Origin of the sequence: Pigmentiphaga aceris (assembly GCF_008119665.1) — a bacterium.
GTDB lineage: Bacteria > Pseudomonadota > Gammaproteobacteria > Burkholderiales > Burkholderiaceae_B > Pigmentiphaga > Pigmentiphaga aceris.
On record NZ_CP043046.1, the window covers coordinates 3,933,703 to 3,960,022 of the forward strand.

Annotated in this window: 19 protein-coding genes; 7 read left to right on the plus strand and 12 right to left on the minus strand. The window is 60.5% G+C overall.

Annotated elements, in window-relative coordinates:
- Positions 1 to 49: 49 nt before the first annotated feature.
- The 3 genes from FXN63_RS17055 to FXN63_RS17065 all read right to left on the minus strand — a co-directional run bounded on the left by FXN63_RS17055 (position 50) and on the right by FXN63_RS17065 (position 5,629).
- Positions 50 to 1,048: an ABC transporter substrate-binding protein gene (locus tag FXN63_RS17055; RefSeq protein WP_425468740.1), complete on the minus strand. Its 999-nt coding sequence runs from the start codon at positions 1,046 to 1,048 to the stop codon at positions 50 to 52.
- 602 nt (positions 1,049 to 1,650) lie between these two features.
- Positions 1,651 to 4,122 carry a glucans biosynthesis glucosyltransferase MdoH gene (gene mdoH / locus FXN63_RS17060; RefSeq protein WP_222863931.1) on the minus strand — a complete coding sequence of 824 codons (2,472 nt, stop codon included), beginning with the start codon at positions 4,120 to 4,122 and terminating at the stop codon, positions 1,651 to 1,653.
- Entirely contained in the window at positions 4,106 to 5,629 is a 1,524-nt protein-coding gene (locus FXN63_RS17065) for a glucan biosynthesis protein G (RefSeq protein WP_281290815.1), read from the minus strand. Before FXN63_RS17065 ends, mdoH begins: the two co-directional genes overlap by 17 nt.
- Positions 5,630 to 5,934: 305 nt before the next feature.
- On the opposite strand from FXN63_RS17065, the gene FXN63_RS17070 reads away from it, so the two are divergent.
- The 3 genes from FXN63_RS17070 (at position 5,935) to FXN63_RS17080 (ending at position 9,485) form a co-directional block, all read left to right on the plus strand.
- Positions 5,935 to 7,536: an OpgD/OpgG family glucan biosynthesis protein gene (locus FXN63_RS17070; protein ID WP_148816409.1), complete on the plus strand. Its 1,602-nt coding sequence runs from the start codon at positions 5,935 to 5,937 to the stop codon at positions 7,534 to 7,536.
- Positions 7,537 to 7,934: 398 nt separating this feature from the next.
- Positions 7,935 to 8,237, plus strand: a complete 303-nt coding sequence (locus FXN63_RS17075; RefSeq protein ID WP_148816410.1) for a hypothetical protein — start codon at positions 7,935 to 7,937, stop codon at positions 8,235 to 8,237.
- A 90-nt stretch (positions 8,238 to 8,327) separates the two neighbouring features.
- Entirely contained in the window at positions 8,328 to 9,485 is a 1,158-nt protein-coding gene (locus tag FXN63_RS17080) for a multidrug effflux MFS transporter (protein WP_246164864.1), read from the plus strand.
- A 212-nt stretch (positions 9,486 to 9,697) separates the two neighbouring features.
- On the opposite strand, the gene FXN63_RS17085 is transcribed toward FXN63_RS17080, so the two are convergent.
- The gene (locus FXN63_RS17085) at positions 9,698 to 10,276 is read right to left on the minus strand and encodes a YaeQ family protein (RefSeq protein WP_425468621.1); all 579 of its coding nucleotides are present in this window, start codon (positions 10,274 to 10,276) and stop codon (positions 9,698 to 9,700) included.
- A gap of 193 nt (positions 10,277 to 10,469) precedes the next feature.
- Here FXN63_RS17085 and FXN63_RS17090 point away from each other — a divergent pair, with 193 nt between their 5' ends.
- Together FXN63_RS17090 and FXN63_RS17095 are read left to right on the plus strand one after the other, a co-directional pair.
- Complete coding sequence (locus tag FXN63_RS17090; RefSeq protein WP_148816412.1) at positions 10,470 to 10,829, plus strand: H-NS histone family protein; 360 nt, start codon at positions 10,470 to 10,472, stop codon at positions 10,827 to 10,829.
- A gap of 298 nt (positions 10,830 to 11,127) precedes the next feature.
- On the plus strand, positions 11,128 to 11,772 hold the full coding sequence (locus FXN63_RS17095; protein WP_148816413.1) for a TetR family transcriptional regulator: 645 nt from the start codon (positions 11,128 to 11,130) through the stop codon (positions 11,770 to 11,772).
- A gap of 3 nt (positions 11,773 to 11,775) precedes the next feature.
- Here the strand turns inward: FXN63_RS17095 and FXN63_RS17100 are convergent, their stop codons facing one another.
- Positions 11,776 to 12,333 (minus strand): DUF4136 domain-containing protein, encoded by a 558-nt coding sequence (locus FXN63_RS17100; RefSeq protein WP_187394929.1) that lies wholly within the window; start codon positions 12,331 to 12,333, stop codon positions 11,776 to 11,778.
- Positions 12,334 to 12,703: 370 nt separating this feature from the next.
- Between FXN63_RS17100 and pepN the strand changes: the two genes are divergently transcribed.
- Together pepN and FXN63_RS17110 are read left to right on the plus strand one after the other, a co-directional pair.
- Positions 12,704 to 15,406 carry an aminopeptidase N gene (gene pepN / locus FXN63_RS17105; protein WP_148816415.1) on the plus strand — a complete coding sequence of 901 codons (2,703 nt, stop codon included), beginning with the start codon at positions 12,704 to 12,706 and terminating at the stop codon, positions 15,404 to 15,406.
- Positions 15,403 to 16,425 carry a class 1 fructose-bisphosphatase gene (locus FXN63_RS17110; protein ID WP_148816416.1) on the plus strand — a complete coding sequence of 341 codons (1,023 nt, stop codon included), beginning with the start codon at positions 15,403 to 15,405 and terminating at the stop codon, positions 16,423 to 16,425. The genes pepN and FXN63_RS17110 overlap by 4 nt, the downstream gene beginning before the upstream one ends.
- 113 nt (positions 16,426 to 16,538) lie before the next feature.
- On the opposite strand, the gene FXN63_RS17115 is transcribed toward FXN63_RS17110, so the two are convergent.
- The 7 genes from FXN63_RS17115 to FXN63_RS17145 form a co-directional block, all read right to left on the minus strand.
- Complete coding sequence (locus FXN63_RS17115) at positions 16,539 to 17,930, minus strand: LLM class flavin-dependent oxidoreductase (protein ID WP_148816417.1); 1,392 nt, start codon at positions 17,928 to 17,930, stop codon at positions 16,539 to 16,541.
- A 99-nt stretch (positions 17,931 to 18,029) separates the two neighbouring features.
- The gene (locus tag FXN63_RS17120) at positions 18,030 to 18,878 is read right to left on the minus strand and encodes an ABC transporter permease (protein WP_148816418.1); all 849 of its coding nucleotides are present in this window, start codon (positions 18,876 to 18,878) and stop codon (positions 18,030 to 18,032) included.
- Positions 18,875 to 19,909 carry an ABC transporter permease gene (locus FXN63_RS17125; protein WP_148816419.1) on the minus strand — a complete coding sequence of 345 codons (1,035 nt, stop codon included), beginning with the start codon at positions 19,907 to 19,909 and terminating at the stop codon, positions 18,875 to 18,877. Before FXN63_RS17125 ends, FXN63_RS17120 begins: the two co-directional genes overlap by 4 nt.
- A 10-nt stretch (positions 19,910 to 19,919) precedes the next feature.
- Positions 19,920 to 21,611, minus strand: a complete 1,692-nt coding sequence (locus FXN63_RS17130) for an ABC transporter substrate-binding protein (RefSeq protein WP_148816420.1) — start codon at positions 21,609 to 21,611, stop codon at positions 19,920 to 19,922.
- Between the two features lie 164 nt (positions 21,612 to 21,775).
- Positions 21,776 to 23,656: an ABC transporter ATP-binding protein gene (locus FXN63_RS17135; protein WP_148816421.1), complete on the minus strand. Its 1,881-nt coding sequence runs from the start codon at positions 23,654 to 23,656 to the stop codon at positions 21,776 to 21,778.
- A gap of 484 nt (positions 23,657 to 24,140) precedes the next feature.
- Positions 24,141 to 25,049 carry a lipid A hydroxylase LpxO gene (gene lpxO, locus FXN63_RS17140; RefSeq protein WP_222863932.1) on the minus strand — a complete coding sequence of 303 codons (909 nt, stop codon included), beginning with the start codon at positions 25,047 to 25,049 and terminating at the stop codon, positions 24,141 to 24,143.
- 229 nt (positions 25,050 to 25,278) lie between these two features.
- A complete protein-coding gene (locus FXN63_RS17145) occupies positions 25,279 to 26,256 on the minus strand; it encodes a quinone oxidoreductase family protein (RefSeq protein WP_148816422.1) in 978 nt (325 codons plus the stop codon).
- Positions 26,257 to 26,320: the final 64 nt, after the last annotated feature.

The window sequence follows — 26,320 nt, forward strand, 5'->3', positions numbered from 1 at the left end:
TCGGGCGGGGCCGTACAAGAGGTACAGGCCCAGCGCCCGGGCGCAAGGCTTACAGCGATGCCTTGACGCGGTCGGCCACATCGGCCGGGACCCACTGGGTCCACACATCGGGGAATTGCTTCAGGAAATACGTGGCAGCTTCATCGGTGTCGACACCGGCCTCGTCGTACCAGGCCAGCAGCTTGTCCACGGTCTCACGCGGGATGGCAACCTTGCCCAGGAATTCAGCGGTCTTCGGAGCCTTGGCCGCGAAGTCGGTGTTCACAGCGGTGAAGACCGGATTGTCCGGGTAGTCGCTGGGCTTGGGGTTGGCGCACTTGGGCGAGGTATTGCAGTTGTGCGCTTCGGCGTTGTAGGCCGGCAGTTCAAGCTTCACCAGGTCCAGGCCGCCTACCAGCGGCGTCGGGTACCAGTAGTAGAACGCAATGTTCTGCTTGCGCTTGTAGGCCGAGGTCAGCGCGGCTTTCTGTGCGGCACCGGTGCCCGGCGAATACAGCACGAAGTCCTTTTCCAGACCCAGCGACTTGAACAGATTGGTGCTGGTCACTTCGCAGCCCCACCCTGCCGGGCAACCGTAGAAGCGGCCCTTGCCAGGCTCTTCCGGGTCAGCGAATTCTTTCTTGAAACGCGGCAGGTCGCTGGCTTTCTTCAGCTCGGGGAAGCGTTCTGCCACATAACGCGGAATGAACCAGCCCTCGCCGCCTGGGTACAGATCACCAGCCTTGGCAACCTTGCCGGTCGCCAGCGCTTTTTCCCAGGGGTCGCGCACGCTGTTCAACCAGACTTCCGAATTCACATCGACGTCGCCGCGTTGCAGGGCGGCCAGCATCGGCAGCGTTTCACCGGACTCAACACGGGTCTTGCAGCCGTAGCCTTTTTCCAGAATCGCGCGTTCGATGTCGGTGACGATCAGGTTGGATTCCCAGTTCATGCCGCCAAACAGAATGGGACGGTCGAGTTCGCAGGCAGGCGCAGCGGCCTGAGCGGCGATCGGAGCAAAGCTGGCAGCAACGGCAACCGCGCCGGCACCAAGAATCGAACGGGCCAGACGCGTGAATCGTACGGGGGTGGACGATAGGGACAAAACAGCCTCCTCAAGGTAGAAACCATGGGGGATGCACAACCCGCCGGGCACAGGTACGCCCAAGCGCCGGATTGGCAAACAAGAAAACGCCGGGAGCGTCGCGAATGGCGGCCAGCAGAGAGCCACCAAAGGGGGCGCCGAGCGAGTTGGGTCGGCCGCGTCAGGAGAATTGTCTGGAAGGCAGGCAATCGGTCGACGGGGACACCAGCGACGTCGGCATGGATAGCGCGCAGCAGTGCTTGTCTACAAAGTGCGCGCTGGGCTACGCAAAGGGCAGCCGGGGATGCGAGCTATTTATCGATAGCTATCAGAAGATGACAGCATCTTACCGAAAGATGCCAGTTATTGCAAATAAAGCAGGGAACCCTGGCGATGAACGGGCGTCTTAAGCACCTTTTACAAGCCAGCGAGTTACTCAACAGTAGACCTGCTTTGATCTGTTTAGAAGACAAAAACGGTGCCCTGATAGCAGCCGTATAACGCAAAAAAAAGAGCGTGATCGACAGACATCGATCACGCTCTTTTTTCATGCTGTCGGGCCTGAAAAAGCTCCCGCCATCGCCCCATCAAGACGGTGCTTTTTCTCGCAACCAGACCGGTGCACGGCCCTCGATCCAGACCCGTTCATGCAATCGGGACAAGACCACCGGATCGTTCAGCAGCTTGATGCGCTGCGGTTCGGTCAGGCCGATCGGACCTGCTTCAAGCGCTGCTTCGACCATTTCCGAGCGATGCTTTTCGACCGGGGCTGCGTCGCGGTGACGCGCGGTACCCATGCCGCAAGCCAGTGCATTGATCACCGGGTCGGCCACGGCATCCAGGAAGCCCGGTTTGCGCTTGGCGCGGTTTTCGTCGGTGTACTGCTTGGTCGCCACCAGCGCCGCCGGCGGGTCGGTTTCCTCGGGAATCAGCAGCAACTTGTCGTCAAACGCCTTGCGGCCCAGCGTCACGTAGCTGGAAATCACCGACAGCGGAATCGCCAGCAGCAGCGACACCAGAATCGGTGCCATCCACCACAGGAAAACCGGGTTCAGCCAGGCCACCAGTGCGCCCCACAACAAGCCCAGCAAGGTCTGCAGGCCGTGACGCTTGATGGCCTCGCTCCAGGGCGTCTGATCGTTATCACGTGCGGGAGATTTCCACTGCACCGACCAGCCCAGGAAGGCCGACACCACAAAGCGCGTATGGAACAACATGCGCACCGGTGCCAGCAGCATCGAGAACAGGACTTCCATCAGCATGCTCGTCATGAGCTTGCGCGGCCCGCCAAAGCCTTTCGAGTCTTGAACGATGATCAGCAGCACGCTGAGCACCTTGGGCAAGAACAGCAGCACAGTGGTCGTCGTGAACAGCACGATGGCCTTGTCCGGATGCCACTGCGGCCAGATCGGGAACAACTGCCGGGGTTCGGCGAAGTACGTCGGTTCCATCAAGGTATGTACACCCAGCAGCGCGGTGGACAAGGTCAGGAACAGGAACCACAGCGGTGCCGACAGATAAGACATCACACCCGTCAGGAACACAGCGCGGTGCACCGGGTGCATGCCGTTGACCAGGAACAGGCGGAAGTTCATCAGATTGCCCTGGCACCATCGCTGGTCCCGCTGCACTTCATCCAGCAGATTGGGCGGCAATTCTTCGTAGCTGCCGTCCAGGTCGTAGGCAATCCACACACCCCAACCAGCACGGCGCATCAGCGCAGCTTCGACGAAGTCATGCGACAGAATCGCCCCTGCAAACGCACCTCGGCCCGGCAAGGGCGCAAGCGCGCAATGCTGGATGAAAGGCGCAAGCCGGATGATCGCGTTATGGCCCCAGTAATGCGACTCGCCCAGTTGCCAGAAATGCAGACCGGCGGTGAACAAAGGGCCGTACACACGTGTGGCGAACTGCTGGAAACGCGCATACAGGCTGTCCATGCCGGACGCACGCGGTGCCGACTGGATGATACCGGCTTCCGGGTTGGCTTCCATCAACACCACCAGGCGCTTCAGGCATTCGCCCGTCATCACGCTGTCGGCGTCGAGCACGATCATGTAGCGATAGTCTTTACCCCAGCGACGGCAGAAGTCGTCGATGTTGCCGCTCTTGCGCTTCACGCGACGGCGGCGACGGCGATAGAAGATGCGACCGAAGCCGCCAACCGCCTGGCACAGCTCTACCCATGCGGCGTGTTCCGCCACGCAGGTGTCGGCGTGATAGCTGTCGCTCAATACGAAGAAGTCAAAGTGATCGAGCTGTCCTGCGGCTGCCACCGACTCATAGGTCGCCCGCAGTCCGGCAAACACGCGTGCCACGTCTTCGTTGCAGATCGGCATGACGATTGCAGTACGCGCGCCCGGCGTGATCGGCGCATCTTCCACCGCAGACGCCGAGATGCTGTACTTGTCGCGGCCCATCATGAGCTGCAGGAAGCCCATCAAGGCCGTCCAGAACCCCGCCCCGACCCAGCCGAACAGCAAGGCGAACAGGAACAGGATCGCGACTTCAAGAATCTGGCCGCCTTGGTACGGCAGCACCGCTTTCATGTACCAGGTGGCCACGCAGGTCTGCACGATCACCAGGAACAGCAACACCATGCGGCGTGACTCGCCAGCACGACGCCAGCGCGGCTCGACGTGCGATGCGCCTTCGATGGAACGGCGCTTGGGTGCCGTGCCACGGAAGCGCCGCCAGCCCCGCACCACCGGGTTGGTGATCCAGGGTTCCGGGGCCATCGAGGTACGCGCGAGCGGCGGCGTGGCAGCCAGACAAGCGGCACCACGCGCGTCTTCTCGCACGACGCCTGCCTCGACCAGCGATTCGCCAAAGCCGATACCCAGGCGAGTCGCCTGCGAGGCGGCCACCGGGTCGGTAACGTCGGCGCGCTCGACGGCGCTGTCTGCGCCGGCAAGCACCCGGTGTGTTTTCAGGAAGGCGTCGGACTCGGCCGGATCGCCCACGGCGTTGTGCAGGACATCGCGCTGCGTCCCGGACAGCGGCAAGAGGTCGAGATAGACCTCGGCCGGCGCGTTCATAGGCTTATTGGGCGTTTTCATTGACCGGCAACTGGTAGCTCCAGGTTTCCGACAAAATATTGTCGCCGTTGCGCAATTGCGCCCGCAGTTCGGCAGGCTTGGTTGCGTCTTTGACCTTCAAACGAATCAGCAGACGCCAACCGCCCGTGACCGGGTTGCGGCGGACCGTGGATTCAAGAATGTCGGCATTGCCGTTGTGCGAGACGTTCGAACCGATCACCACGTCTTGCGGCAGGTCCTTGAAGACCGGGCCGACGAAGTCGATGTAGAACGCCGTGCTGTCGTCCGGACGACGGATCTGGTCAGCACCACGGATTTCGCCGGGTGCACGACGCGTCTGCTGAACCCATGCAACCTTCGAGTCGTGATACTTCGGCTCGTTGCGCGTCCAGTACATCGTGTATTCCAGGTCCAGCGCCTCGCCAGCCTTCGGCTGCGTCTCGGGCACCCACATGGTCACGATGTTGTCATTGGTCTCATCGCCAGTCGGAATCTCGACCAGTTCGACACGACCCTTGCCCCACTGCCCTTTGGGCACGATCCACAGGCTGGGACGCAGTTCGTAGCGGTCCTCGATGTCCTCGTAACGCGAGGGATCACGGGCACGCTGCAACAGACCGAAGCCAGCCGGGTTCTCGATCGCAAAACCACTGGTCGCCAGGCGACGCGGATTGTTCAGCGGACGCCAGATCCATTCGCCATTGCCGGCGTGGATGGCCAAGCCGTCCGAATCATGCAGTTCGGGACGGAAGTTAGGCGTTGGCGACGGCTGGTTCGAGCCGAACAGGAACATGCTGGCGGTGGCGGCAATACCCAGCTTGGATACACGGTCACGCAAATAGATACGCGACTTCACATCCACCACGGTGTCGTCGCCGGGCGTGAAGGTAAAGCGGAAAGCGCCCGTGGCACGCGGCGAATCCAGCAGCGCGTACACCACCAGGTGCTTTTCCTTGTTGCCCGGTCGGGCAATCCAGAACTCACGGAAGCGCGGGAATTCTTCACCCGTGGCCATGGCGGTATCGATCGCCAGACCGCGCGCCGATTGACCGTAGACCTGGCCCTTGCCCAACACGCGGAAGTAGCTGGCACCCAGGAACGACGCAACTTCGTCGTCACGCTTGGCCGGGTCATTCAGTGCGCTGAGAATCCGGAAGCCAGCAAAGCCCCCCAGATTCTTGGCGACATTCGGGTCGAGCTTCACGTTGCCGTAGTCAAAGAGCGCGGGATCGAACTTGATCTCGCGCACGCCTTGCGCGTCGATCTCGTGAATCTTCACCGGCTCGTCGAAGCTCATGCCCAAATGATTGAAGGCAATCTGGAACGGCAGCTTCGCATCGTTCCAGTGGTAGCCCTCGCGCTTGGCCTGGATCTGCTGGTAACCAGCAAACTTCAGGTCGCGCAGCTCTTTGGGAATGTTGTTATTGACCGGCTTGAAGCCTTCAGACGACAAGGTCTTCGCACGTTTGGCGACGTCGAAGAAGTTGAACGCGTTGGCCTGACCCGCGCACAGCAAGCCAAGAACCATTACGCCAGCACCAAGGCTGCGACGTCCGCCAATAAACGGCAGGCGGAAAAAAGAAGAAGACGAGATCACGAAGCCTCTGTGTATGGTCAGTGTGCATAAATTCGCACACGGCGATTTTAAGGAGTACGCGTGCGCCACAGCCAAATGCGCGTATCTGTTTGTAACTTTCGGGCTTTTTGCTATTCGTGCATCGATCCGTAAGGCCGAGCCCAATCAGAACCATAGGGTTACGTCTGGCTGACGGGAAAGCCACAAGTGTTTGCTACTGTATTGATTTTTGCAGATCTTGACAGCGACCCCGGCCTATGATTGATCGACGCACTTTCCTTGCTTCCGCCGCTGCCTCCGTTGGTTTGACTGCGCTCGGGTATTCAAACGCGACAAACGCAGCCGCACTTTCCTTTAGCCCTGCAAAACCTTTTTCTCACGACGGCCTGATTGCTCAGGCCCGCGACATGGCTGGCAAACCCTACGCGCCCGCGTGGGTCTTGCCGCCTGAAGTGCTTGACCGTATCAATTACGAAGAGCACGGCAAAATCCGCTTCAAGCCCGACCATGCCCTGTTCGTCGACGGACCAGGCAAATTCCCGGTGACGTTCTTCCACCTTGGGCAGTTTTTCCGCATTCCCGTGCAGATGTTCCTGCTGGACAAATCGGACGACACCACCGTTGCCCGCGAAATTGCCTACGACGACAAGTACTTCGACATGCCGGAAAACAGTCCGGCCCATGAACTGCCCCACGGTGCCGGTTTTGCCGGATTTCGTTTCCAGGAAGCACGCGACGGCGACCTGGACTGGAAAAAGAACGATTGGGTGGCATTTCTGGGTGCCTCGTACTTCCGCGCCATCGGCGAGCTCTATCAATATGGACTGTCGGCGCGCGGCATTGCGGTCGATGTCGCCGAACCCACGTCACCGGAAGAATTCCCCGACTTCACCCAGTTTTATTTCGACCCTCCCAAACCGGGCAGCGACGTGGTCACAGTCTATGCCCTGTTGAACGGTCCCAGCGTGACCGGTGCCTTTCGATTCGACATGCGGCGTGGAAAAGGGGTGGTCATGGATGTCGACAGCGTGCTGTTCCTGCGCAAAGACATCAAACGCTTCGGTGTCGCACCGCTTACCTCTATGTATTGGTACTCGGAAACCGAGAAACCCACGGCAGTGGACTGGCGTCCGGAGGTGCACGATTCGGACGGCCTGGCCATCTGGACCGGTGCAGGCGAACATCTGTGGCGGCCACTGAACAATCCGCCGCACACCACCGCATCGGCGTTCATGGATAACAAGCCACGCGGCTATGGTCTGTCGCAGCGCGATCGCAATTTCGACCATTACCTGGACGGCGTCCATTACGACCGCCGCCCAAGCCTGTGGGTGGAACCGATCGGGGATTGGGGCAAGGGTTCGGTGCAGTTGGTCGAAATCACTACTGATGACGAGATTCACGACAACATCGTTGCCATGTGGGTGCCGCAAGATCCGGCGCGCCAGGGCCAAAGTTATCGCTTTGGGTATCGATTGCACTGGCTCGCAGATGACCCGTTCCCCAGCCCCTTGGCCCGCTGCGTGGCAACGCGATTGGGCAATGGCGGCCAGCCGGGCCAGCCGCGCCCAGCCAATGTGCGCAAATTCCTGGTCGAGTTTTCGGGCAAGCCCTTGGCAGAGTTGCCGTTTGGGGTGATACCGGAACCGGTATTGACCACCTCACGCGGAAATTTCTCCTACGTTTTGCCGGAAGCAGTCCCGAATGATGTGCCTGGTCACTGGCGTATTCAATTCGACCTAGTGGCCGATGGTACGGACCCGATTGAACTGCGTCTGTTCCTGAAGTCCGGCGACAAGACGCTGACAGAGACGTGGTCGTTCCAATATCACCCGTTCCCTACGCGCACTACACGCTGAACCCGCAGGACTAAGGACAAAAGGGCACCTATTTGGTGCCTTTTTTTTGCGCCAGCTCAGTTAACACTGAATACAAGCTGAATTATTCGAGGTTTATCTTGCACACTGCTGAACCTGCCATTTCCGGGCGGGTCGAATCATCACGCCAACATTCGCAGCCTGCTGCAGTCATTTTTACCCGGACGAGTTGCTGCTTGTGCGCAATTCCCGCTTCCACTTCGCAACAATACCGGGTAATTACTTACACCCCTGGTATGATCGCCGACGCTGATATATAGCGGCAACCGCACACAGTCATGCGCAAAACCGTCTTCCACAGTACCGGTCCAACGTATCCGGCTTTGTCTGGCAAATGACTGAACGGCCCGGCAATTCACCTTTTTAAAGGTACGCCTGTCATGTCTGAAGCCTCTGCATTTCGCTACACCATCACCATTGCTCCTGATCTTGCAGATAAGACGCCACCACTGCGCTATACCGCAGACACCGCCCATGATCTGCTGCACGCTATTGCTCGCTTGAATGCGGCGGGTCGTTATGTACCTGCTGATGCGGCCGCACTCGCTTGTGCCTTGCACACCATCGAAAACGTGATCCAGGCTTATCCGGAAGACGAAATCCTTGCTCCCCTTGCTGGCCCGGTCACAGAAGCCCTGCGTCGCCTCGAACACTGCACGCCGCCGCATGCCGTATTTGCGTAATCTGACTGCTCTACCTTCACGCTTTCCCCTTACCGATCCTGCTTCTTCTTGATGTCTCTTAAATCCCCTATTCCCGGTTGGCTGGTTCTGATGGCTTCGTTGACCGCGCTTGGTCCACTGTCCATCGACATGTATCTGCCGAGTTTCCCGGCAATTGCAGAAAGCCTGGCCACCGACCGTGGATCGGTTGAACGTACCTTGGCTGCGTTCCTGATCGGGCTGGCGATTGGCCAATTGTTTTACGGCCCGCTGAGCGATCGCTTCGGACGCAAACCGCCGCTATATGTAGGCCTTGCCATTTACGTGGCGGCGTCCCTGGGCTGCGTATTTGCATCCAGCATCGACGCCCTGACCGCCTTGCGATTTTTCCAGGCATTGGGCGGCAGCGCGGGGATGGTGATTGCACGCGCAGTGATTCGTGACCGCAGCGACACCCGGGGTTCCGCCCAGGCCTTGTCGCTGTTGATGCTGGTAATGGGCGTTGCGCCGATTCTTGCCCCGTTGCTGGGCGGTGCGCTGCTGACTCTGGCCGGCTGGCACGGCATCTTCGTATTTCTGAGCGTATTCGGCGGTGGCGTATTGGTTGCCGTCGTAAGCCGCATGCAGGAAACCGTTATCGCACAAAGCGCAGCACGCATCAGTATTGGTTCGGTGCTCAGCAATTACGGCCGGCTGCTGAAGAACCGCCATTTCATGGCCTGTGCAGCCGCTGGCGGACTTGGCATCTCGGGCATGTTTGCGTACATCGTCGGCTCGCCGCATATTTTCATCGAACACTATGGCGTTTCACCTGGACATTACGGCCTGCTGTTCGGGCTGAACGCGATCGGTATCGTGGGCGGCTCGCAAGTCAATGCCCGACTGCTGCGCAAATGCCAGCCGCATCGAATCCTGCGCAAGGCGCTGTGGGGATTACCGATTGCGAGCCTGGTCGGCCTGAGCCTGGCCGCCAGCGGCATGATTAACCTGCCCTTGTTGATGCTTTGCCTGTTCGTATTTATTGGCAGCCTGGGTTTCATCGGTCCCAATGCAACGGCGCTTGCGCTGGCAGGCCAAGGTGCCCGCACCGGTGCCGCATCAGCCCTGTTGGGCACCTTGCAGTTTGTTTTGGGCACCTTGGCAGGCGTGGCAGTCAGCCTGGCACCGAACGCGGGGGAACTCAGTTTGCTGGCGGTAATGTCGGTGTGCGGCGTGGGTGCCCTGTTGCTGGGCAAGGCCGGCATTTCTCGACACGGCGAGCCGCACTGACGGCAAACTGAAGACCGGCTGGGGGCATCTGCAATCGAGCGCTTGAATGACGCTCGACTGCAGATGCAAACCGGACTGCCATATACCAACGCCAACTGCCACACGGTAAACGCCGGACGGCAAACCGTGCAGGACGATGGGTTAGAGACGCACTGAGTCAGATACGCAATGAGCCAGATACCCAACTTGGCGCTTACTGCTGCAGTTGCCAGCTACCGAGCCTTCTGCAAAAGTTCGCGCTCCACCCGCACGGCGGCATCGCCCGTGGTCACCCAGATCTCGTTATCTTCAATGGTGCACTGAACCTGCATGGTTCGTTGTGCCAGTTCAGCCAGCGCCAGCGTTTCTTCCACGCCGAAGCGATAAACCGACAGATTCGAAATCTTGGCCAGTGCACTCTTGTGCTGGGTCCACCACACGTCGGCAGAACGTCCGTACAGATAAAGCACCACTTGGTCGGAACGACCTGCCGCCTTTCGGATCAGACGTTCATCAGGCATGCCCACGTCGATCCACAGGGTAATCGCACCGGTTAAATCCAGGCTCCAGATATCGGCCTCGTCGTCGGCACTCAGACCTCTGCCGAAAACCAGGTGTTCTTCTGCATGGAGGGCAAATGCCAAAACCCGCACCATGACCCGTTCTTCCGTCTCGGAAGGATGGCGGGCAATGGTCAGCGGGTGCTCTGCGTAGTACTGGCGATCCATGTCGGATACCTGCAGTACGGCTTTGTAAACAATCGATCGAAGCGCCATGGGAGTTAAGAGTTTATTAACGAAAATGTGTATCAAGTCTATCCGAGGTCTTCACCACTGCGTGATTTAACCAATAGAATGACAGCTATGGATTTTTTCTGCAGAATGCCGTAAAAGGCTTCCACCGCAGAAAAACAGAAATTTGGCATCCGGCACGCTGCTGGCGACAAACTGACCAATCATCCCTCGCGCACGGCACAGCCGTATGCTTTACAACTAATGGATCACCATGGCTAAAGAAACGTATCAAGCGATCCAGGCACAAATCAAGCGCCTGCAAGACAAAGCCGATACGCTGCGCGCCAAACAGCGCCAGCCTATCATCGCATCGATCGTGCGATCGCTGGACGAGTACTCAATCACGCTCGACGAAATCAAAGCAGCACAAACCAAAGGCGTATCCGTGCGCAAGTCGCCGGGCCGTCCGGCGGGTAAAGCCGCTGCCGCGCCGAAGCCTGCACGTCAGGTCGCACCGAAGTATCGCCATCCCGATACTGGCGATACCTGGACTGGTCGTGGCAAGGCTCCGCGCTGGCTCGCCGCCGCCGAAGCGCAAGGCGCAACGCGCGACTCCTTCCTGATCAAGTAATAATCAGGAATTCATTCAGCTGCATGGGACGCCCATAAGGCGTCCACATCAGAAATCCGCACGAGAAATCTGTGCGACATGTCTCCGTGAACAATCCGCATGAGACATCTGCTTTCATGCAGCTGAATATTTTTACAAGCCAGGTTCTTCTACAAATCGGCTTGCGCAAATCCCATTGCATAGCGGCAAACGTGGCTTAACGCCTCACTCCGCTCATCGCCTCCCCCGACTTTGCTCCCGTCAGCGGTATGCTATCCTGCATACATACTTCAGTGTATGTAAGTGGGATCTGTCGATTATGGTTCGCAAAACCAAAGAGGAAGCCCTGGAAACACGCCAGCGGATTCTCGAAACTGCCGAGTGCATCTTTCATCACAAAGGTGTCGCCCATACCTCGTTGCACGATATCGCCGAAGCAGCGGGCGTGACCCGAGGCGCCATTTATTGGCACTTCAAGAACAAAACCGACATGATCGACGCAATGCTTCAGCAAGTCGTCTTGCCGATGGAAGAAGCATTTCGAGTTCAGGTAGAAGACAGCCAGCTCGATCCAATCGAACAATTGCGCAGCTGTAATGGCATTGCACTACGAAGTCTGCGAGACGACGAGCGCATTCGGCGCATCGTCGAAATCCTCTTCTTCAAGTGCGAATATGTCGACGAAACCGCCGACATGCAGCGCCGCCATATATCCAGTCGTGCATTGAGTCTGCAACGCCTGGAAAAGTGGTTGCGCAGTGCAACTGAAGTCAAACTATTGCCAGCAACAGTCGATCCTGTCCAATCGGCTATTAGCCTGCATGCACTGACCGACGGGCTGTTATTGAACTGGCTGCTGGTACCGAATTCATTTGACGTGGTTGAACTCGGCACCCAGATGACCGACATATTCTTGCGCGGCCTTGGTTGGTGTCCGACCGAACAACAGATGAAGTCAGGCTGATAGTCAGTCAAGCTTATAGGTCACGTCTCGGACCTGCCCATTCGCATTTGGGAAGTTATCGAACGCCGAGCGCAGCAACCACGGCATCACAGCGGGAAAATTCTCGCTCTGCCCGACATGGACTGCGGTCGTTTCATATACTTTAGTATTAGCCTGCGTTCGATCTCGAATCTCTATCTTCAATGCATTGCGAAATGCGGGAACCGTCGTGTTTTCCCAGTACGTATTGGCAAACGGATAGGGCTGAACCCAGCGGTAATACACCCGGCCATCACGCGCGACGTAAGCCACGGGGCGCGGGTTTGAATAGAACGGGTCAGTCACAGGCCGCTGCACTGACACCGCACCCGGCGTCACGCCATATTCCATCGAGATACCGAAGCGCGCCGTCTCACCCGGCCGGATTTCACGCAGACCGGTCACGCCCAGTGCAGCACGTGCTTCCTCTTCGTATTGCTCATGCTCCAGGCTGTCGCGCTGCGAACCTACCCGTTCAAATACATAGGTCGATCCGGTGGCATTGGCCGGCCACTGCTGAAAGGTAGTGACGCGGCTGCTCATGGTGGACGCGCAGCCGCTCAGGACAAGTGCCAATACACCCAGACCAGCCAGGCGCAGCCACGCGGACCGACCTGCGGCGGGCTCAATCGGGTGCTTAGCTGACTGCCGGACAACTGCCTGTGCGTGACTCATGATGCAAAACTCTCCAGCGGAAACACCGCAAAGCGGCATTCTATAGTTGGGTAGACCTCGGCCGAGCAACTTGGTTCGCGGTAAACGATGATCGCGATTGCTTTCCGATATTTTTCTGCCCCACCCGATTACCCATACCTGATTGCCTGTCGTTACCTGCCGCTACGGCGCGAGACGGCAGCGCCCCGCTACAATCGGGGCAGCTCAATTTCCGCGCCTTCAAGCGCAAGCTGCCCACATGCGTACAGACTCGCCGGTCACCATCAGCCGACAGGACTATCGGCCCTACCCCTTCGAGATCGAATCTGTCGATCTGCAGTTCGACCTCGATCCCACCCGCAGTCTGGTGCACTCGCGTCTTGCGCTGCAGCGGCTGACGCCCGACGCCGAGCTGGTGCTGGACGGCGAAGAACTCGAACTGGTGTCGGTCAAGGTAGATGGTGAAGTGCTGGCCGCCGATCGTTATACGGTCGATGCCCAGGCTTTGCGCATCAAGGGCCTGCCGGAACACTGCGTGCTGGAAATCACCAGCGCCTGCAACCCGTCAACCAATTCCACGCTGATGGGCCTGTACGTGTCCAACGGCAACTTCTTCACGCAGTGCGAAGCCGAAGGCTTCCGCCGCATCACTTTCTTTGCCGACCGGCCCGACGTGATGTCGCGCTACACGGTCACGCTGCGTGGCAACAAGGCTGCCTATCCGGTGCTGCTGTCCAACGGCAACTTGCTGGGTGAGCGTGACCTGGAAGATGGTCGCCACGAAGCCCGCTGGGAAGACCCGTTCCGCAAGCCCTGCTACCTGTTTGCCTTGGTGGCCGGCAAGTTTGCCCATGTGGAACGCACAGCGCGCACCAGCTCTGGCCGCAATATATTGCTGCAGGTCTACAGCGACCCGGGCAGCGAAGACAAGACGCTGTACGCGCTGGATTCGCTCGAACGTTCGATGATCTGGGATGAAACCCGCTACGGCCTGGAACTCGATCTAGACCGCTTCATGATTGTCGCCACGCGCGACTTCAACATGGGCGCGATGGAAAACAAGGGCCTGAACATCTTCAATGCCGCCTATGTACTGGCCGACCCGGACTTCGCCACCGACGCCAACTACAGCGACATCGAGGCCATTGTTGGCCACGAATACTTCCACAACTGGACCGGCAACCGCGTGACCTGCCGCGACTGGTTCCAATTGAGCCTGAAGGAAGGTCTGACGGTCTTCCGTGACCAGGAATTCTCGGCCGACATGATGGCGGCATCGCTGAGCGCAGAAGAAGCCGCCAGCGCCCGTGCCGTCAAACGCATCGACGACGTGGTAACCCTGCGCGCCGCGCAGTTCCCCGAAGATGCCGGCCCGATGGCCCACCCGATCCGCCCGGAAAGCTACCAGGAAATCGGCAACTTCTACACCGCCACGGTGTACGAGAAAGGTGCTGAAGTCATCCGCATGCAGCAGACCCTGCTGGGCGTCGATGGCTTCAATGCCGGCCTGAAAGAATACTTCCGTCGCCACGACGGCCAGGCAGTCACCTGCGATGACTTCGTCGCCGCCATGGAATCGGTCTACCAGGCCCGTCACCCGGGCAAAGATCTGACGGTGTTCCGCCGCTGGTATCGTCAGGCCGGCACCCCGCGCGTGACCGTTACGCTGCGCCACGATGCAGCGGCGCGCACGGTGACGGTGGAACTGGCCCAGCGTTCGGACAAGGTGGGGGTGGAACGCCTGCCCGGTGAGCCTGACAAGCAGCCGCTGCACATCCCGTTTGCGATTGGTCTGCTGGACCAGACTGGTCGCGCATTGCCGCTGCGCTTGGCGGGCAGCACAGACGCGGCCGATACGGTGCTGCTGGAACTGACCACCGAGCGCCAGCAGTGGGTGTTCGAAGACATCGCCGACGCCCCCGTGCCGTCTTTGCTGCGTGACTTCTCGGCCCCCGTGATCGTTGAATACGATTTCAGCGACGCCGAACTGGCTCTGCTGCTGGCACACGACACCAACGCCTTCACACGCTGGGAAGCCGGCCAGGAACTCGCCAGCCGCGAAATCCTGCGCCTGACGGCTGATCAAGCCGCCGGTCGTCCCCTGTCCTTGTCGGCAAGCTTCGTAAACGCCTGGGCCGCCGTGCTGCGCGAACCGACCCTGGATGCGGCCTACCGCGAACGTGTATTGGCACTGCCGGGCGAAAAGACCCTGGCCGAGCGCATGACCGAAGTCGACCCGGTGGCACTGGCCGTGGCACGCGACTTCGTGCGCGCCGAACTGGGCCGCCAACTGGCCGCCGACTGGCAGGCTGCGGTCGACAACAACCAGACACCCGGCGAATATTCGCCCGATCCGATCCCTGCTGGCCGCCGCGCGCTGAAGAACTTCGCGCTGGCAACCTTGCAGGCGGGTCAGGTCGCAGGTGCCGAAGCACAGTTGGAAGCGCAATACGCCGCCGCCCAGAACATGACCGACCGCCTGGGCGCACTGGCTGCGCTGGTGCAGTTCGGTGAAGCCGCCGCTGCCGATCGCGCGCTGCAAGACTTCTATCAGCGCTGGGAACACGAGCCGCTAGTAATCGACAAGTGGTTTGCGCTGCAAGCCACCGGCCGTCGCACCGACGTGGCCGCCGTGCGCAAGCTGGCCGATCACCCGGCCTTCACGCTGCGCAACCCGAATCGTGCGCGCGCGCTGATCTTCCAGTTCTGCCTGAACAACCCGCGTGGTTTCCACGCGGCAGGCGGTGCAGGTTATCGCTTCTGGGCCGAGCAAGTGCTTGCCCTGGATGCCCTCAATCCCGACGTCGCGGCCCGATTGGCGCGGGCGATGGACCGCTGGGTGCGGTTCGTGCCTGCCCTGCGTGCGCCCATGCGCCAGGCCCTGGAACAGGTGCGCAAGCACCCGGGCCTGTCCCGCGCCGTTACCGAAATCGTCAGTAAAGCCTTGGAGATCAGCGCATGAAAAGAACCACGCTCACCCAGTTTTTGATCGAGCAGCAACGCAATCACAATACCGTTCCGGCGGAATTGCGCCTGCTCATCGAAATCGTCGCGCGTGCCTGCAAGGCCATCGGCCATAACGTGGGCAAAGGCGCGCTTGGCGGCGTGCTGGGCAGCCTGGACAGCGAGAACGTGCAAGGCGAGGTTCAGAAGAAGCTCGACGTGCTGTCCAACGAAATCCTGCTTGAAGCCAACGAATGGGGCGGCCACCTGGCTGCCATGGCCTCGGAAGAGATGGAAACCATCCACCGCATTCCGAACCGTTACCCGCAGGGCGAATACCTGCTGCTCTTCGATCCCCTGGATGGCTCCTCGAACATCGACGTGAACGTGTCGATCGGCACCATCTTCTCGGTGTTGAAGGCGCAGGATCACGTGGCCGGCAAGGACGTGACGGAAGCAGACTTCCTGCAGCCGGGCAAGCAACAGGTTGCCGCAGGCTATGCCGTCTATGGCCCGCAGACCATGTTGGTGCTCACTTTCGGCCACGGCGTATTCGGCTTCACGCTGGACCGCGAGATGGGGTCGTGGGTGCTTACCCACCCGGATATCCGTATTCCGGAAGAGACCAAGGAATTCGCGATCAACATGTCCAACGAGCGCCACTGGGCCCCGCCGATGCGTCGTTACATCGACGAAGCACTGGCTGGTACCGAAGGCCCGCGCGGCAAGAACTTCAACATGCGCTGGATCGCGTCGATGGTTGCCGACGTACACCGCATCCTGAACCGTGGTGGTGTGTTCATCTACCCGTGGGATGCGCGTGAACCGGGCAAGCCGGGCAAGCTGCGCCTGATGTATGAAGCCAATCCTATGGCCTTCATTGTCGAGCAAGCTGGTGGTGCCGCGACCAACTGTGTGTCGCGCATTCTGGACCTGCAGCCAACGACGCTGCACGAGCGTGTCAGCGTGGCATTGGGTTCGAAGTCGGAAGTCGAACTGCTGACGCGTTATCACAACGAAGCCGGGGCAAAGGCTTAAGTGCTCAGGCTTAAGTGCGCAGGCTTAAGCGCGTCGATTTAAGCGCATCGGCCTAAGCGCATTGACCTAAGTCTTTCCGACTTGAAACGTCGCGGCGTGAAGTCAGTATTGCCTCACGCTACGACGCTTGAACGCCGAAATGCTGCACCCGGGTGGCCAGCGCTCAGTTGGTCACCCCGCCCCCACAACTTCTGTCGCAAGCTGCCGTCGGCATAAGCTGTCTTGTAGCGCCCACGCGATTGCAATTCGGGGACGACCAAGTTCACAAAATCCTCGAATCCTTCCGGCACCACTGCACGTGCCAGATTGAAGCCGTCTATACCGGTGTCGTCAATCCAGCCAAGCATGGCATCGGCCACCTGCCCTGCATCCCCCACCACCGTTGCATAGCGCCCGCCCAAGGCCAGATCGTGATGCAGGTCGCCCATGGTGTAGTCGGATCGACCGCCGCTGAGTCGTCGCACCGCATTTTCAATGCCATTGCTGCCCTGCTGCTGAATCAGCGGTCGATCAGATGCGTACTGGGAAAAGTCGATGCCTGCTGTCGCCGCAAGGTGCGCAACCCCTGCTTCGGGGTTGGCGTAGCGCACGTACTCCGCGTATTTTTCCTGCGCTTCGCGTGCGGTCTTGCCGACAATTGCGGTCAGCCCCATGAACACTTTCACCTCGTCAGGGTGCCGTCCGGCACGCACCACCTCTTCACGCAATTCGCGCACCAGCTTGCGGGTAGCATCACGATCCTGAATCGCCACGAACACACATTCAGCATGGCGCGCAGCGAAGCGCAGGCCACGGCCCGAACTGCCCGCCTGGAACAGCACGGGGGTGCGCTGGGGCGATGGCTCACTCAGGTGATAGCCCTCGACATCGAAGTAACGGCCATGATGTTCGATGCGATGCACCCGCGCCGGGTCGGCATAGACCCGCGCGTTGCGGTCGCGTTTCACCGCGCCGTCTTCCCAGCTTCCTTCCCACAGTTTGTAGAGCACCTCCAGGTATTCGTCGGCACGGTCATAGCGCTCGTCGTGGCGAATCTGTTCGCGCTGGCCCATGGCGCGTGCGGCACTGTCCAGGTAGCCCGTGACAATGTTCCACCCTACCCGTCCTCGGGTCAGGTGATCCAAGGTAGAAAAACGGCGCGCCAGCAGATACGGCGCTTCGTAGCTCAGATTGACGGTGACACCAAAGCTCAGGTGCCGCGTCACCGCAGCCATTGCAGGCACCACCAGCAGCGGATCGTTGATGGGCAGTTGAATCGCTTCACGCAACGTGATGTCGGCAGATTGTTCGTAGGTTTCATAGACCCCCACGATGTCGGCCAGGAACAGCCCGTCGAACAGGCCACGCTCCAGCGTGCGCGCCAGGTCGGTCCAGTAGTCCAGCGAGTGGTAGTCAGACGAGCGATCGCGCGGATGCGCCCACAGGCCGTGGTTGATGTGGCCCACGCTGTTCATGTTGAACGCGTTGAGCAGGACGGGTTTGGCGGTGGCAGATACGACGGACATCAGGAAACTCGGTGGTGCATGGGGTGGAAGACAAAAGCGGCGATATCGATCAAAGCGACGCGGGCAAAAGCCGGACTGGCACAAGCCGACATACAGCAATCACGACGGCACCGGCCCTGTGCCGCGCGCACGCCGCAGGCGAGGATTGAGCGCGGCATGCAGCGCGTCGCTCAGCAGGTTCAGCGCAAGTACCGTCAACATGATGGCCAGACCGGGAATGGCGGTCATATACCAGCCTGTGCGCAGTGCATCGCGCCCAGTGCCGATCATCGAGCCCCAACTGACCAGGTTCGGATCGCCCAGGCCCAGGAAAGACAGGCCTGCTTCGGACAAGATGGCGTTGGCCACCAGCAGCGCGGTGGACACGATCACCGGCGTCCAGGCGTTGGGCAGAATGTCGCGGAAGATCAGGTGCAGGTCGCTTGCGCCCAACGCCACGCTTGCGCGCACAAATTCGCGTTCACGCAGCGCCAGGAATTCAGCTCGTACCAGGCGTGCAATGCTGGTCCAGGAGGTCACACCCAGTGCAAACACAATGGTGCCGACTGAGGGCTCCAGCACGGCAACCAGAATGATCGCCAGCAGGAAGGCTGGCACCGTCTGGAAGAATTCCGTGATGCGGCTGAGCACCGCATCGACTCGTCCTCGGTAGAAGCCAGACGCCGCACCCACTGCCAGCCCGATCAGCAACGCGATGAAGGCGGACGACAGCCCCACCAGCAGGGATACGCGCGCGCCGTGAAACACCCCGGCCAACAGGTCACGGCCCATCAGGTCGGTGCCCAGCGGAAGCGTGGCGTCTTGCCCCGGCCACAGGTAAGGGCTGCCCACCATGTCCATCGGGTCATCGGGAAACAGCCAGCCCGCGACCAGCGCGGCACCAACGATCAGCAACAACACCAGGCCGCCCACGATGGCAGAGGGCTGCAACAAGGTCCAGTTTTTCATGCGGCTTCCTTTGCCACGGCTGCCAGGTGGTCAGCGGAAAGATTGTCCGCAGGCACCTTGACCGCCCGGGTGCGGATACGCGGATCGAGCCGTGCCAGAGCCAGGTCCACCAGCAGGTTGGCAATCACAACAAAGGCCGCGCTGAACAACAACACGGCCAGCAGCACGGGCAAGTCACGACTCTTGATCGCCTCGAATGACAATTGCCCCAGGCCCGGCCACGCAAACACGGTTTCGACCACCACCGAGCCGCCGAGCAAGGCACTGCTTTGCAGGCCCAGCATGGTCACTACCGGCAGCAAGGCATTGCGCAAGCCATGCCTGAAAATCACGCGTTGTTCACGTGCACCCTTGGCGCGAGCCGTGCGGATGAAGTCTTCACCCAAGGTCTCGATCAACGCCGCACGCGACAGGCGCGCGTAGACCGCCACGTAGTAGATCGACAAGGTAAGCACCGGCAGCACCAGGTGCGCGGCCAGGTCCAGCACCAGACGCCAGCCGGTGTAGGCCGCGCTGATGTCGCGCAGCCCGGCGATCGGCAGCCATTCAAGCCGCACGCCGAACAGCACGATCAGCATCAAGGCCGTCCAGAACATCGGTGCCGAATAACCCAGCGTGGCCAAGGTAGACAAGGCAGCGTCAACCACGCCATGCGGCCGGCGTGCCGAGGCAATGCCCAGCAGCACCCCGGCAACCACCGACACCAGCAGCGCTGTGCCCACCAGCGCAAGCGTTGCCGGCAGGCGATCCAGCACCAGGCCCAGCACCGGTTCGCCAAAGCGGAACGAAAAGCCCAGATCGCCCTGCGCCAACTGGCCGACATAGGCCAGCAGTTGCTGGAACACGCTGCGATCCAACCCGTACAACTGGCGCAGCTGTGCCACGTATTCCGCCGTGACACTGCCGCTTTCGCTGGCGATCACGTCCACCAGATCGCCAGGCAGCAGCTTTAGCAACCCGAAGTTCAACACGGCAATGGCCAGCACCACGCCAACCAATTGCAGCAATCGCGCCAGTACCTGCCTTGTCATGGACACCGCCTTACGCCTTCGCGTCGAACCACACCCGGGCAAAGTTGCTCTGGCTGTGGTTGAAGGTGTCGGTCACGTTGCGCAGGCGCTTGTCCCACACGCCGAACCAGCGGAACTCGAACAGGTGCAACAGGGGCAGGTCTTTCTGCACCAAGCGCTGCACGTCCTGATAGATCTGCGCGCGCTTGGCGATGTCGGGTTCGACCTGTGCCGCTTCCAGCAGACGATCCATCTCGGGGCTGGCGTAGCCCGAGGCGTTCTGCCAGGGCGTGCCTTTGGATTCGGCCTTGGACCAGTAGTGTTGCTCCAGGCCCAGTTGCGGGTCTTGCCAGTTCACGCCCCAGGAACTGACCAGCTGGAACTTGTAGTCAGCGAACACATCCTTGGTCCAGCTGGCCAGGTCTTGCGACTTGAGGTCGACATTGACGCCCACCGCGCGGAAGGCCTGACGCACGAATTCACCAGTACGACGGTAATCGTCGCCATACGGAATGAAGGCGTGGGTCAGGTCGAAACGCCAGCCATCGGCTTTCTTGGGGTAACCCGCCTCTTCAAGCAAGGCCTCGGCCTTCTTGCGATCGAAAGGATATTGCTGGGTGTCGGCGGTGTAGAAGGTCTTCAACTGCGAGGACACCGGGCCGGTGGCGGCAGCGGCATAACCGCCCCACACCGTACGGACCAGCGCGTCGCGGTTGATGGCGTGCACCAGTGCCTGACGCACCGCCAACTTGCCCAGGATAGGATCGCGAAGATTGGGGATCAACCACAGTGTGGCCGCAAAGCCGTTGTAGCCGTCAGTGCTGACCACCAGCTTGTTCGACTTGGCCAGACGATCGGCATCGGCAAAGGTCACCGGATTGCGTTCACCGTAATGCACCGCGCCGGTTTCCAGTGCCGTGGCACGCCCTGCCACGTCGGGGATCACCTTGAAGGTCAAGCGGTCCAGGTACGGCAGGCCCGGTGCCCAATACTTGTCGAAGCGTTCCAGCGCAATGTGGCTGCCGCGCGACCATTCCTTGAACACGAACGGCCCGGTACCGACCGGCTTGTTGTTGTGCGGATTGTTAGGAATGTCCGTGCCCTCGTACAAGTGGCGCGGCAACACCGGCGCGGCCACCACATCAAGCGCATTCAGGATCACAGGGGTGGGTTTCGACAGACGCAGCACCACGGTGTGCGCGTCGGGCGTATCGACTTGCGTCAGGTTCTGGAACACGCGGCGCGCAGTCGGGGCGTACTTGCGCCAGACCTGCTCGGCCGAGAATTTCACGTCTTCCGAGGTGAAGGGCTTGCCGTCGTGCCAGAACACATTCTTGCGCAAGTTCAGCGTCACGCTCAGGCCATCGGCCGCCACCTGCCAGCGTTCGGCCAACTGGCCTCGCGGTTGCAGATCCGGGCCGTAGTCCAGCAAGCCATCGAAGATCTTGCTGGCCACCAGCCGGGTCGGCGTGGCGGTGTTGATGAAGAAGGCCAGCGTGGGCGGTTCCGGGTGCACCAGCGCTTCCAGTGTGCCGCCGCGCTGCGCGCCGTCCTCGGTATTGGGCAAGGCCTTGGTCAGCGCATTGGCCTCGCCCGTGGGCAGGCCGGACAGCAGACCGCCCGCCAGCAAGGCACCGCTGATGCCGAAGAAACTGCGTCGCTGCAAGTCGGCGATCACCTCTTGCTCGTCGGCGGAAAGAGGCAGCTGGGTCGAAGAAGTCATCAAGGCTCCGGAAGTGCAAGATCGCGCCGGTGGAAAGCGACGCGGGATACGGGAAGTACCCGCCGCATACGCGGCGAGCGGATCAGGGGTTCAGGCGACAGGGGCTACGGCGGTGTCGGGAGAAAGCGCGGGACGGGCATTCGGGAATAGTCAGGACCAGAAACTCAAGCCGCCCACTTGCGGGTGCCTGCCCCGGCTTGTGTTTCAGGCTGGGCATGCGCGTGGGGCTGGGCATGCGTTGGCAAGTGGGGTTGCGCAAGGGCTTGCGCCGAAGCGTGTCCAGGCCCCTGCCGCTGCCCACGGTCATGCGCGCCCGGCACAGCCGCGATCAGGCTGCGGGTGTATGCATGTTGCGGGGCCTGCCAGATCGTCTGGCGGTTGCCGAATTCAACGATCTGGCCGTCATGCATCACCATCACCCGGTCGGCCAGATAACGCACCACTGCCAGGTCGTGCGAGATGAACAGATAAGACAGGCCGTAGACGTTCTTCAAGTCCATCAGCAGATTCAGAATCTGCGCCTGCACCGACACATCCAATGCCGACACCGGCTCGTCGCAGATCACCAGTTCCGGACGCAGCACCAGCGCGCGGGCAATGCCGATGCGTTGACGCTGACCACCAGAAAACTCGTGTGCATATCGACGCGCTGCCGTTGTGGGCAGGCCTACATCATCAAGAATTGCGGACACGCGGCGCGTGCGCTCGGCGCGGTCACGCACGCCGTGAATCTCCAGCGCATAACCCAGGATGTCGTCTACCCGGTGCCGGGGATTGAGCGAGCCATAAGGGTCTTGGAAAATCATCTGCATGTGCTTGCGCCAAGGCAGCAAGGCACGCGCAGACAGCGCCAGCAAGTCCTGGCCGGCCAGCGTCACGCTGCCGCGCTGAGCGGCCGTCAGGCGCATGATGGCGCGTGACAGGCTGGACTTTCCGCAGCCCGATTCGCCCACCAAACCAAGCGTTTCGCCAGGTGCGATATCGAAGGACACCCCACGGACGGCATGCAGGTTGCCGTGAGCACTGGCGTAGTGCACGTGCAGGTCTTGGACGGCAAGCAGCGGCGACACGGGTGCCGCAGGCTTTGCGGATGACACATTCTGCCCAGCCGCCACACGCGGCGTCGGCCGCACCAATACAAACTCCCCCTTGGCATCCAATCGGATCTCAGGCAAGCGTGTATTGCTGTCGTGAGTTTGATCATCGCGCGAGAAGTGCAAGGATGCGCCCAGCAGCCCCCGGGTGTAGGGGCTGGCCGGCGCGGCAAACACACGCGCAGCATCGCCCTCTTCCAGCTTGCGCCCGCCATGCATCACCGCTACCCGGTCGGCCCATTGCGCCACCACGCCAAGATCGTGGGTGATCAACAGCACGGCCATGCCCAGTTCGCGGCGCAAGGAATCGATCAGCGCCAGAATCTGCGCCTGCACCGTCACGTCCAGCGCGGTGGTGGGCTCGTCGGCAATCAACAGACGCGGGCGGCAGGCAACCGCCATGGCGATCATCACGCGCTGACGTTGGCCGCCCGACAAGTGATGGGGATAGTCATCGAAACGACGCGACGCTGCAGGCAGCTGCACCAAGTCCAGCAGGTCGATTGCGCGTTGGCGTGCCTCGCGCGCGGAAAGCGGCTGGTGCAGCGTGATGGCTTCGGCCACCTGCTGACCAATGCTCAGCAAGGGGTTCAGGGAACTCATCGGCTCCTGAAAAATCATCGACACCCGATTGCCGCGCATGGCCGCCAATTGCTTGGGCGACAGCGCCAACACGTCTTCACCGTCCAGCAGAATGCGCCCGTCGATGCGTGCCTGCTGCGGCAACAGCCGCATGATCGACAGCGCCGTGGTGGACTTGCCGCAGCCCGACTCACCTACCAGCGCCACGGTTTGGCCGGCCTGCACCCGCAAGTCCAGCCCGTCGACCGCCACCTGCCCCGGAAAACGCACACGCAGGCCGCGCACATCAAGCAGCGCCTCGGCAGATGCCGCTTGGCTGCCCGACACCACTGTCTGTGCTGCAAACGTCTGTGTTGCGCTACCCGCCATCAATCACCCTGCCGTCGAAAGAATCGAATCGCCGGCCAAGGCGCGACGTCCTGCGTGGCAATGCTTCTGCCACCGATCAGGCACCTATTGAATCGTTGTCGTGCGCAATCCTGAAGTATTCTTTTCTACTAACCTTATGCCTGCAAAAGACGAATTCAAGTCTTTGTTTTTATTGATATTTTTACCTCAACCATCCATTAGAAAATATCGTTTCGGAATAAGGGTTTGATCCTGCCGGCAGGGGTCGGCGAGCTTTCCAGCCACCGCAAAAAGCAACAGGGCCAAGTGCTGATCATCATGGATGACCTCACCATGAATGACTCACACTTGGCCCTGTCTGGGCATTGCATTTAAAACGGCTTCAGCCTTGTCTCAAGCCCGGCCTACCATCAACTTCGATTCTGCCCTGCCCTGCTGGTTCGAGGCCCAAGCGGACCACGAGGACCACAAGCACCAAGCGCACCACGCGGCCCAACCACCCATCTCAACCAAAGATAATCAGCGCAGCCAAGCCCACCATCAGGCTGAACTTGATCACCTTGTACACGGTCTTGTTCCAGGCCTTCAGGCGACGACGGTACTTGCCGATCACCGAGAACACATAGAACACCTTGTTGATGCCACCGGTCTGGTCGCCCGTCTCGTTGGGCGAGCTGGCAGCCGTCATCACCTTGCGACCGAACCAGCCGTTGAACACTTCAGCCCAGCGATAACGCAGCGGGCGTTCAATGTCGCAGAACAGAATGATGCGGTTGGCATCGCTGGTGTTTTCGGCCGAGTGGATGAAGGTCTCGTCGAACACCACGCTTTTGCCATCACGCCAGCTGTAGACCTGACCATCGACCACGATGTTGCAGCGGTCGTCGTTCGGCGTGACCAACCCCAGGTGATAACGCAGCGAACCGGCATACGGATCACGGTGGGCATTGAGCTTGCCGCCCGGGGGCAGCTCGGCAAACATCGCCGCCTTCACTTCCGGGATGCCGCGCAGAATTTCCACGGTACGCGGGCACATCGCCAGCGCAGACGGGTGCTGGGCTTCGTACCATTTCAGGTAGAAACGCTTCCAGCCGGTCTTGAAGAAGGAATTGAAACCCGCGTCGTCATTGTTGGCGGCAGCACGGATCTGCTGGGCTTGCGCCAGCGCCACCGCTTCGTCGCGGATGATGTGCCAGTTGTCGTCCAGCACCTTCAGCGCGGGCACGTGCCGGGCGTCGATATACGGCGTGGCGGGCACTTTCGACGTCAGGTACATCAGTACGTTGACGGGTGCCAGCACCGCGGAATGATTGAACAGCTGCCGAAGAAAGCCGAACCGGACCCGTCCACGGAAGTGAACGTAGGCGATCGACGACAAATAGATGACCACAAGGGCCCATTTTACGAAAGTCACGCGATGACCTGCAGAGCGTTGAACCGGCGCCAAGCGTAACCCCACGGGGCACGCGCTGTAAAACCCTGATGCCCGGCGGCGCAGCACGCACGCAAAAACGCCGGCCAAATGAAACGCCGGCCAAATGGCCGGCGTATGGGGCTGATGTATGGCATCTGGTGCCTACACCAAGGTGCCCGACCCGGCCACACGCAAGCGTGCAGCCAGATGCCAGATCACACGATTACGCTCAGTCCAGCGTGAAAATCGTGGAACCCGTGGTCTTGCGGCTTTCCAGGGCTCTGTGCGCCTCGGCAGCCTGCGACAAGGGGAAGCGCTGGTCGATCTGCACCACGATGTCCTTGGACTTGATCAGCCCGAACAGTTCGTCTGCAGCCGCTTGCAGCTTCTCAGCCGTGGCCACATGGGTGCCAAGCGTGGGACGCGTGACATAGATCGAGCCCTTCTGCGCCAGGATGCCCAGGTTCACGCCCGTCACCGGGCCAGACGCATTGCCGAAGCTGACCACCAGGCCACGTGCCTGCACGGAATCCAGCGAAGCTTCCCAGGTGTCTTTGCCCACACCGTCGTAGACCACCGGCACTTTCTTGCCACCGGTGAGTTCCAGCACGCGCTCGGCCACATTTTCGTGGCTGTAGTCGATGGTTTCCCATGCGCCGTGCTCACGAGCCAGCTTTGCCTTTTCGGGGCTGGACACCGTACCGATCAACTTCACGCCCAGCGCGCGTGCCCATTGGCATGCAAACAAGCCAACGCCACCTGCAGCAGCGTGGAACAGAATGGTCTCGTCACCTTGCAGACGATAAGTCTGACGGAACAGGTACTGCGTCGTCAGGCCTTTCAGCATCGACGCAGCAGCTTGTTCGAAGCTGATCCACGAAGGCAGCTTGACCAATTGGTGTGCGGGCACGTTGCGCACTTCGGCGTAGGCACCCAGCGGGCTTTGGCCATAGGCCACGCGGTCGCCCACTTTCAGGCGCTTCACGCTTGCGCCCACTTCTTCAACCACGCCAGCACCTTCAAAACCCAGGCCATGCGGCAGCGGGCTGGGATACAGGCCAGTGCGATAGTAGGTATCGATGTAGTTCAGACCGATCGCGTGCTGGCGGATACGGACTTCGTCTGGGCCGGGCGCAGCCACGTCCACGTCGACAAACTTCAAGACTTCAGGTCCACCGTGTTGATCGATCTGGATTGCCTTGGGCATTGATGACTCCTGGTGCAAGGAATATGACTGGAAAATTTGCGCAGCAACCGCTGCAGAAATGACT

Excerpts from the sequence above, each read along its gene's own strand:
- mdoH (WP_222863931.1), bottom strand. The coding sequence starts at position 4,122 with ATGAAAACGCCCAATAAGCCTATGAACGCGCCGGCCGAGGTCTATCTC.
- FXN63_RS17065 (WP_281290815.1), bottom strand. The coding sequence starts at position 5,629 with ATGGTTCTTGGCTTGCTGTGCGCGGGTCAGGCCAACGCGTTCAACTTC.
- FXN63_RS17070 (WP_148816409.1), top strand. The coding sequence starts at position 5,935 with ATGATTGATCGACGCACTTTCCTTGCTTCCGCCGCTGCCTCCGTTGGT.
- FXN63_RS17075 (WP_148816410.1), top strand. The coding sequence starts at position 7,935 with ATGTCTGAAGCCTCTGCATTTCGCTACACCATCACCATTGCTCCTGAT.
- FXN63_RS17080 (WP_246164864.1), top strand. The coding sequence starts at position 8,328 with ATGGCTTCGTTGACCGCGCTTGGTCCACTGTCCATCGACATGTATCTG.
- FXN63_RS17090 (WP_148816412.1), top strand. The coding sequence starts at position 10,470 with ATGGCTAAAGAAACGTATCAAGCGATCCAGGCACAAATCAAGCGCCTG.
- FXN63_RS17095 (WP_148816413.1), top strand. The coding sequence starts at position 11,128 with ATGGTTCGCAAAACCAAAGAGGAAGCCCTGGAAACACGCCAGCGGATT.
- FXN63_RS17100 (WP_187394929.1), bottom strand. The coding sequence starts at position 12,333 with ATGAGCAGCCGCGTCACTACCTTTCAGCAGTGGCCGGCCAATGCCACC.
- pepN (WP_148816415.1), top strand. The coding sequence starts at position 12,704 with ATGCGTACAGACTCGCCGGTCACCATCAGCCGACAGGACTATCGGCCC.
- FXN63_RS17110 (WP_148816416.1), top strand. The coding sequence starts at position 15,403 with ATGAAAAGAACCACGCTCACCCAGTTTTTGATCGAGCAGCAACGCAAT.
- FXN63_RS17115 (WP_148816417.1), bottom strand. The coding sequence starts at position 17,930 with ATGTCCGTCGTATCTGCCACCGCCAAACCCGTCCTGCTCAACGCGTTC.
- FXN63_RS17120 (WP_148816418.1), bottom strand. The coding sequence starts at position 18,878 with ATGAAAAACTGGACCTTGTTGCAGCCCTCTGCCATCGTGGGCGGCCTG.
- FXN63_RS17125 (WP_148816419.1), bottom strand. The coding sequence starts at position 19,909 with ATGACAAGGCAGGTACTGGCGCGATTGCTGCAATTGGTTGGCGTGGTG.
- FXN63_RS17130 (WP_148816420.1), bottom strand. The coding sequence starts at position 21,611 with ATGACTTCTTCGACCCAGCTGCCTCTTTCCGCCGACGAGCAAGAGGTG.
- FXN63_RS17135 (WP_148816421.1), bottom strand. The coding sequence starts at position 23,656 with ATGGCGGGTAGCGCAACACAGACGTTTGCAGCACAGACAGTGGTGTCG.
- FXN63_RS17145 (WP_148816422.1), bottom strand. The coding sequence starts at position 26,256 with ATGCCCAAGGCAATCCAGATCGATCAACACGGTGGACCTGAAGTCTTG.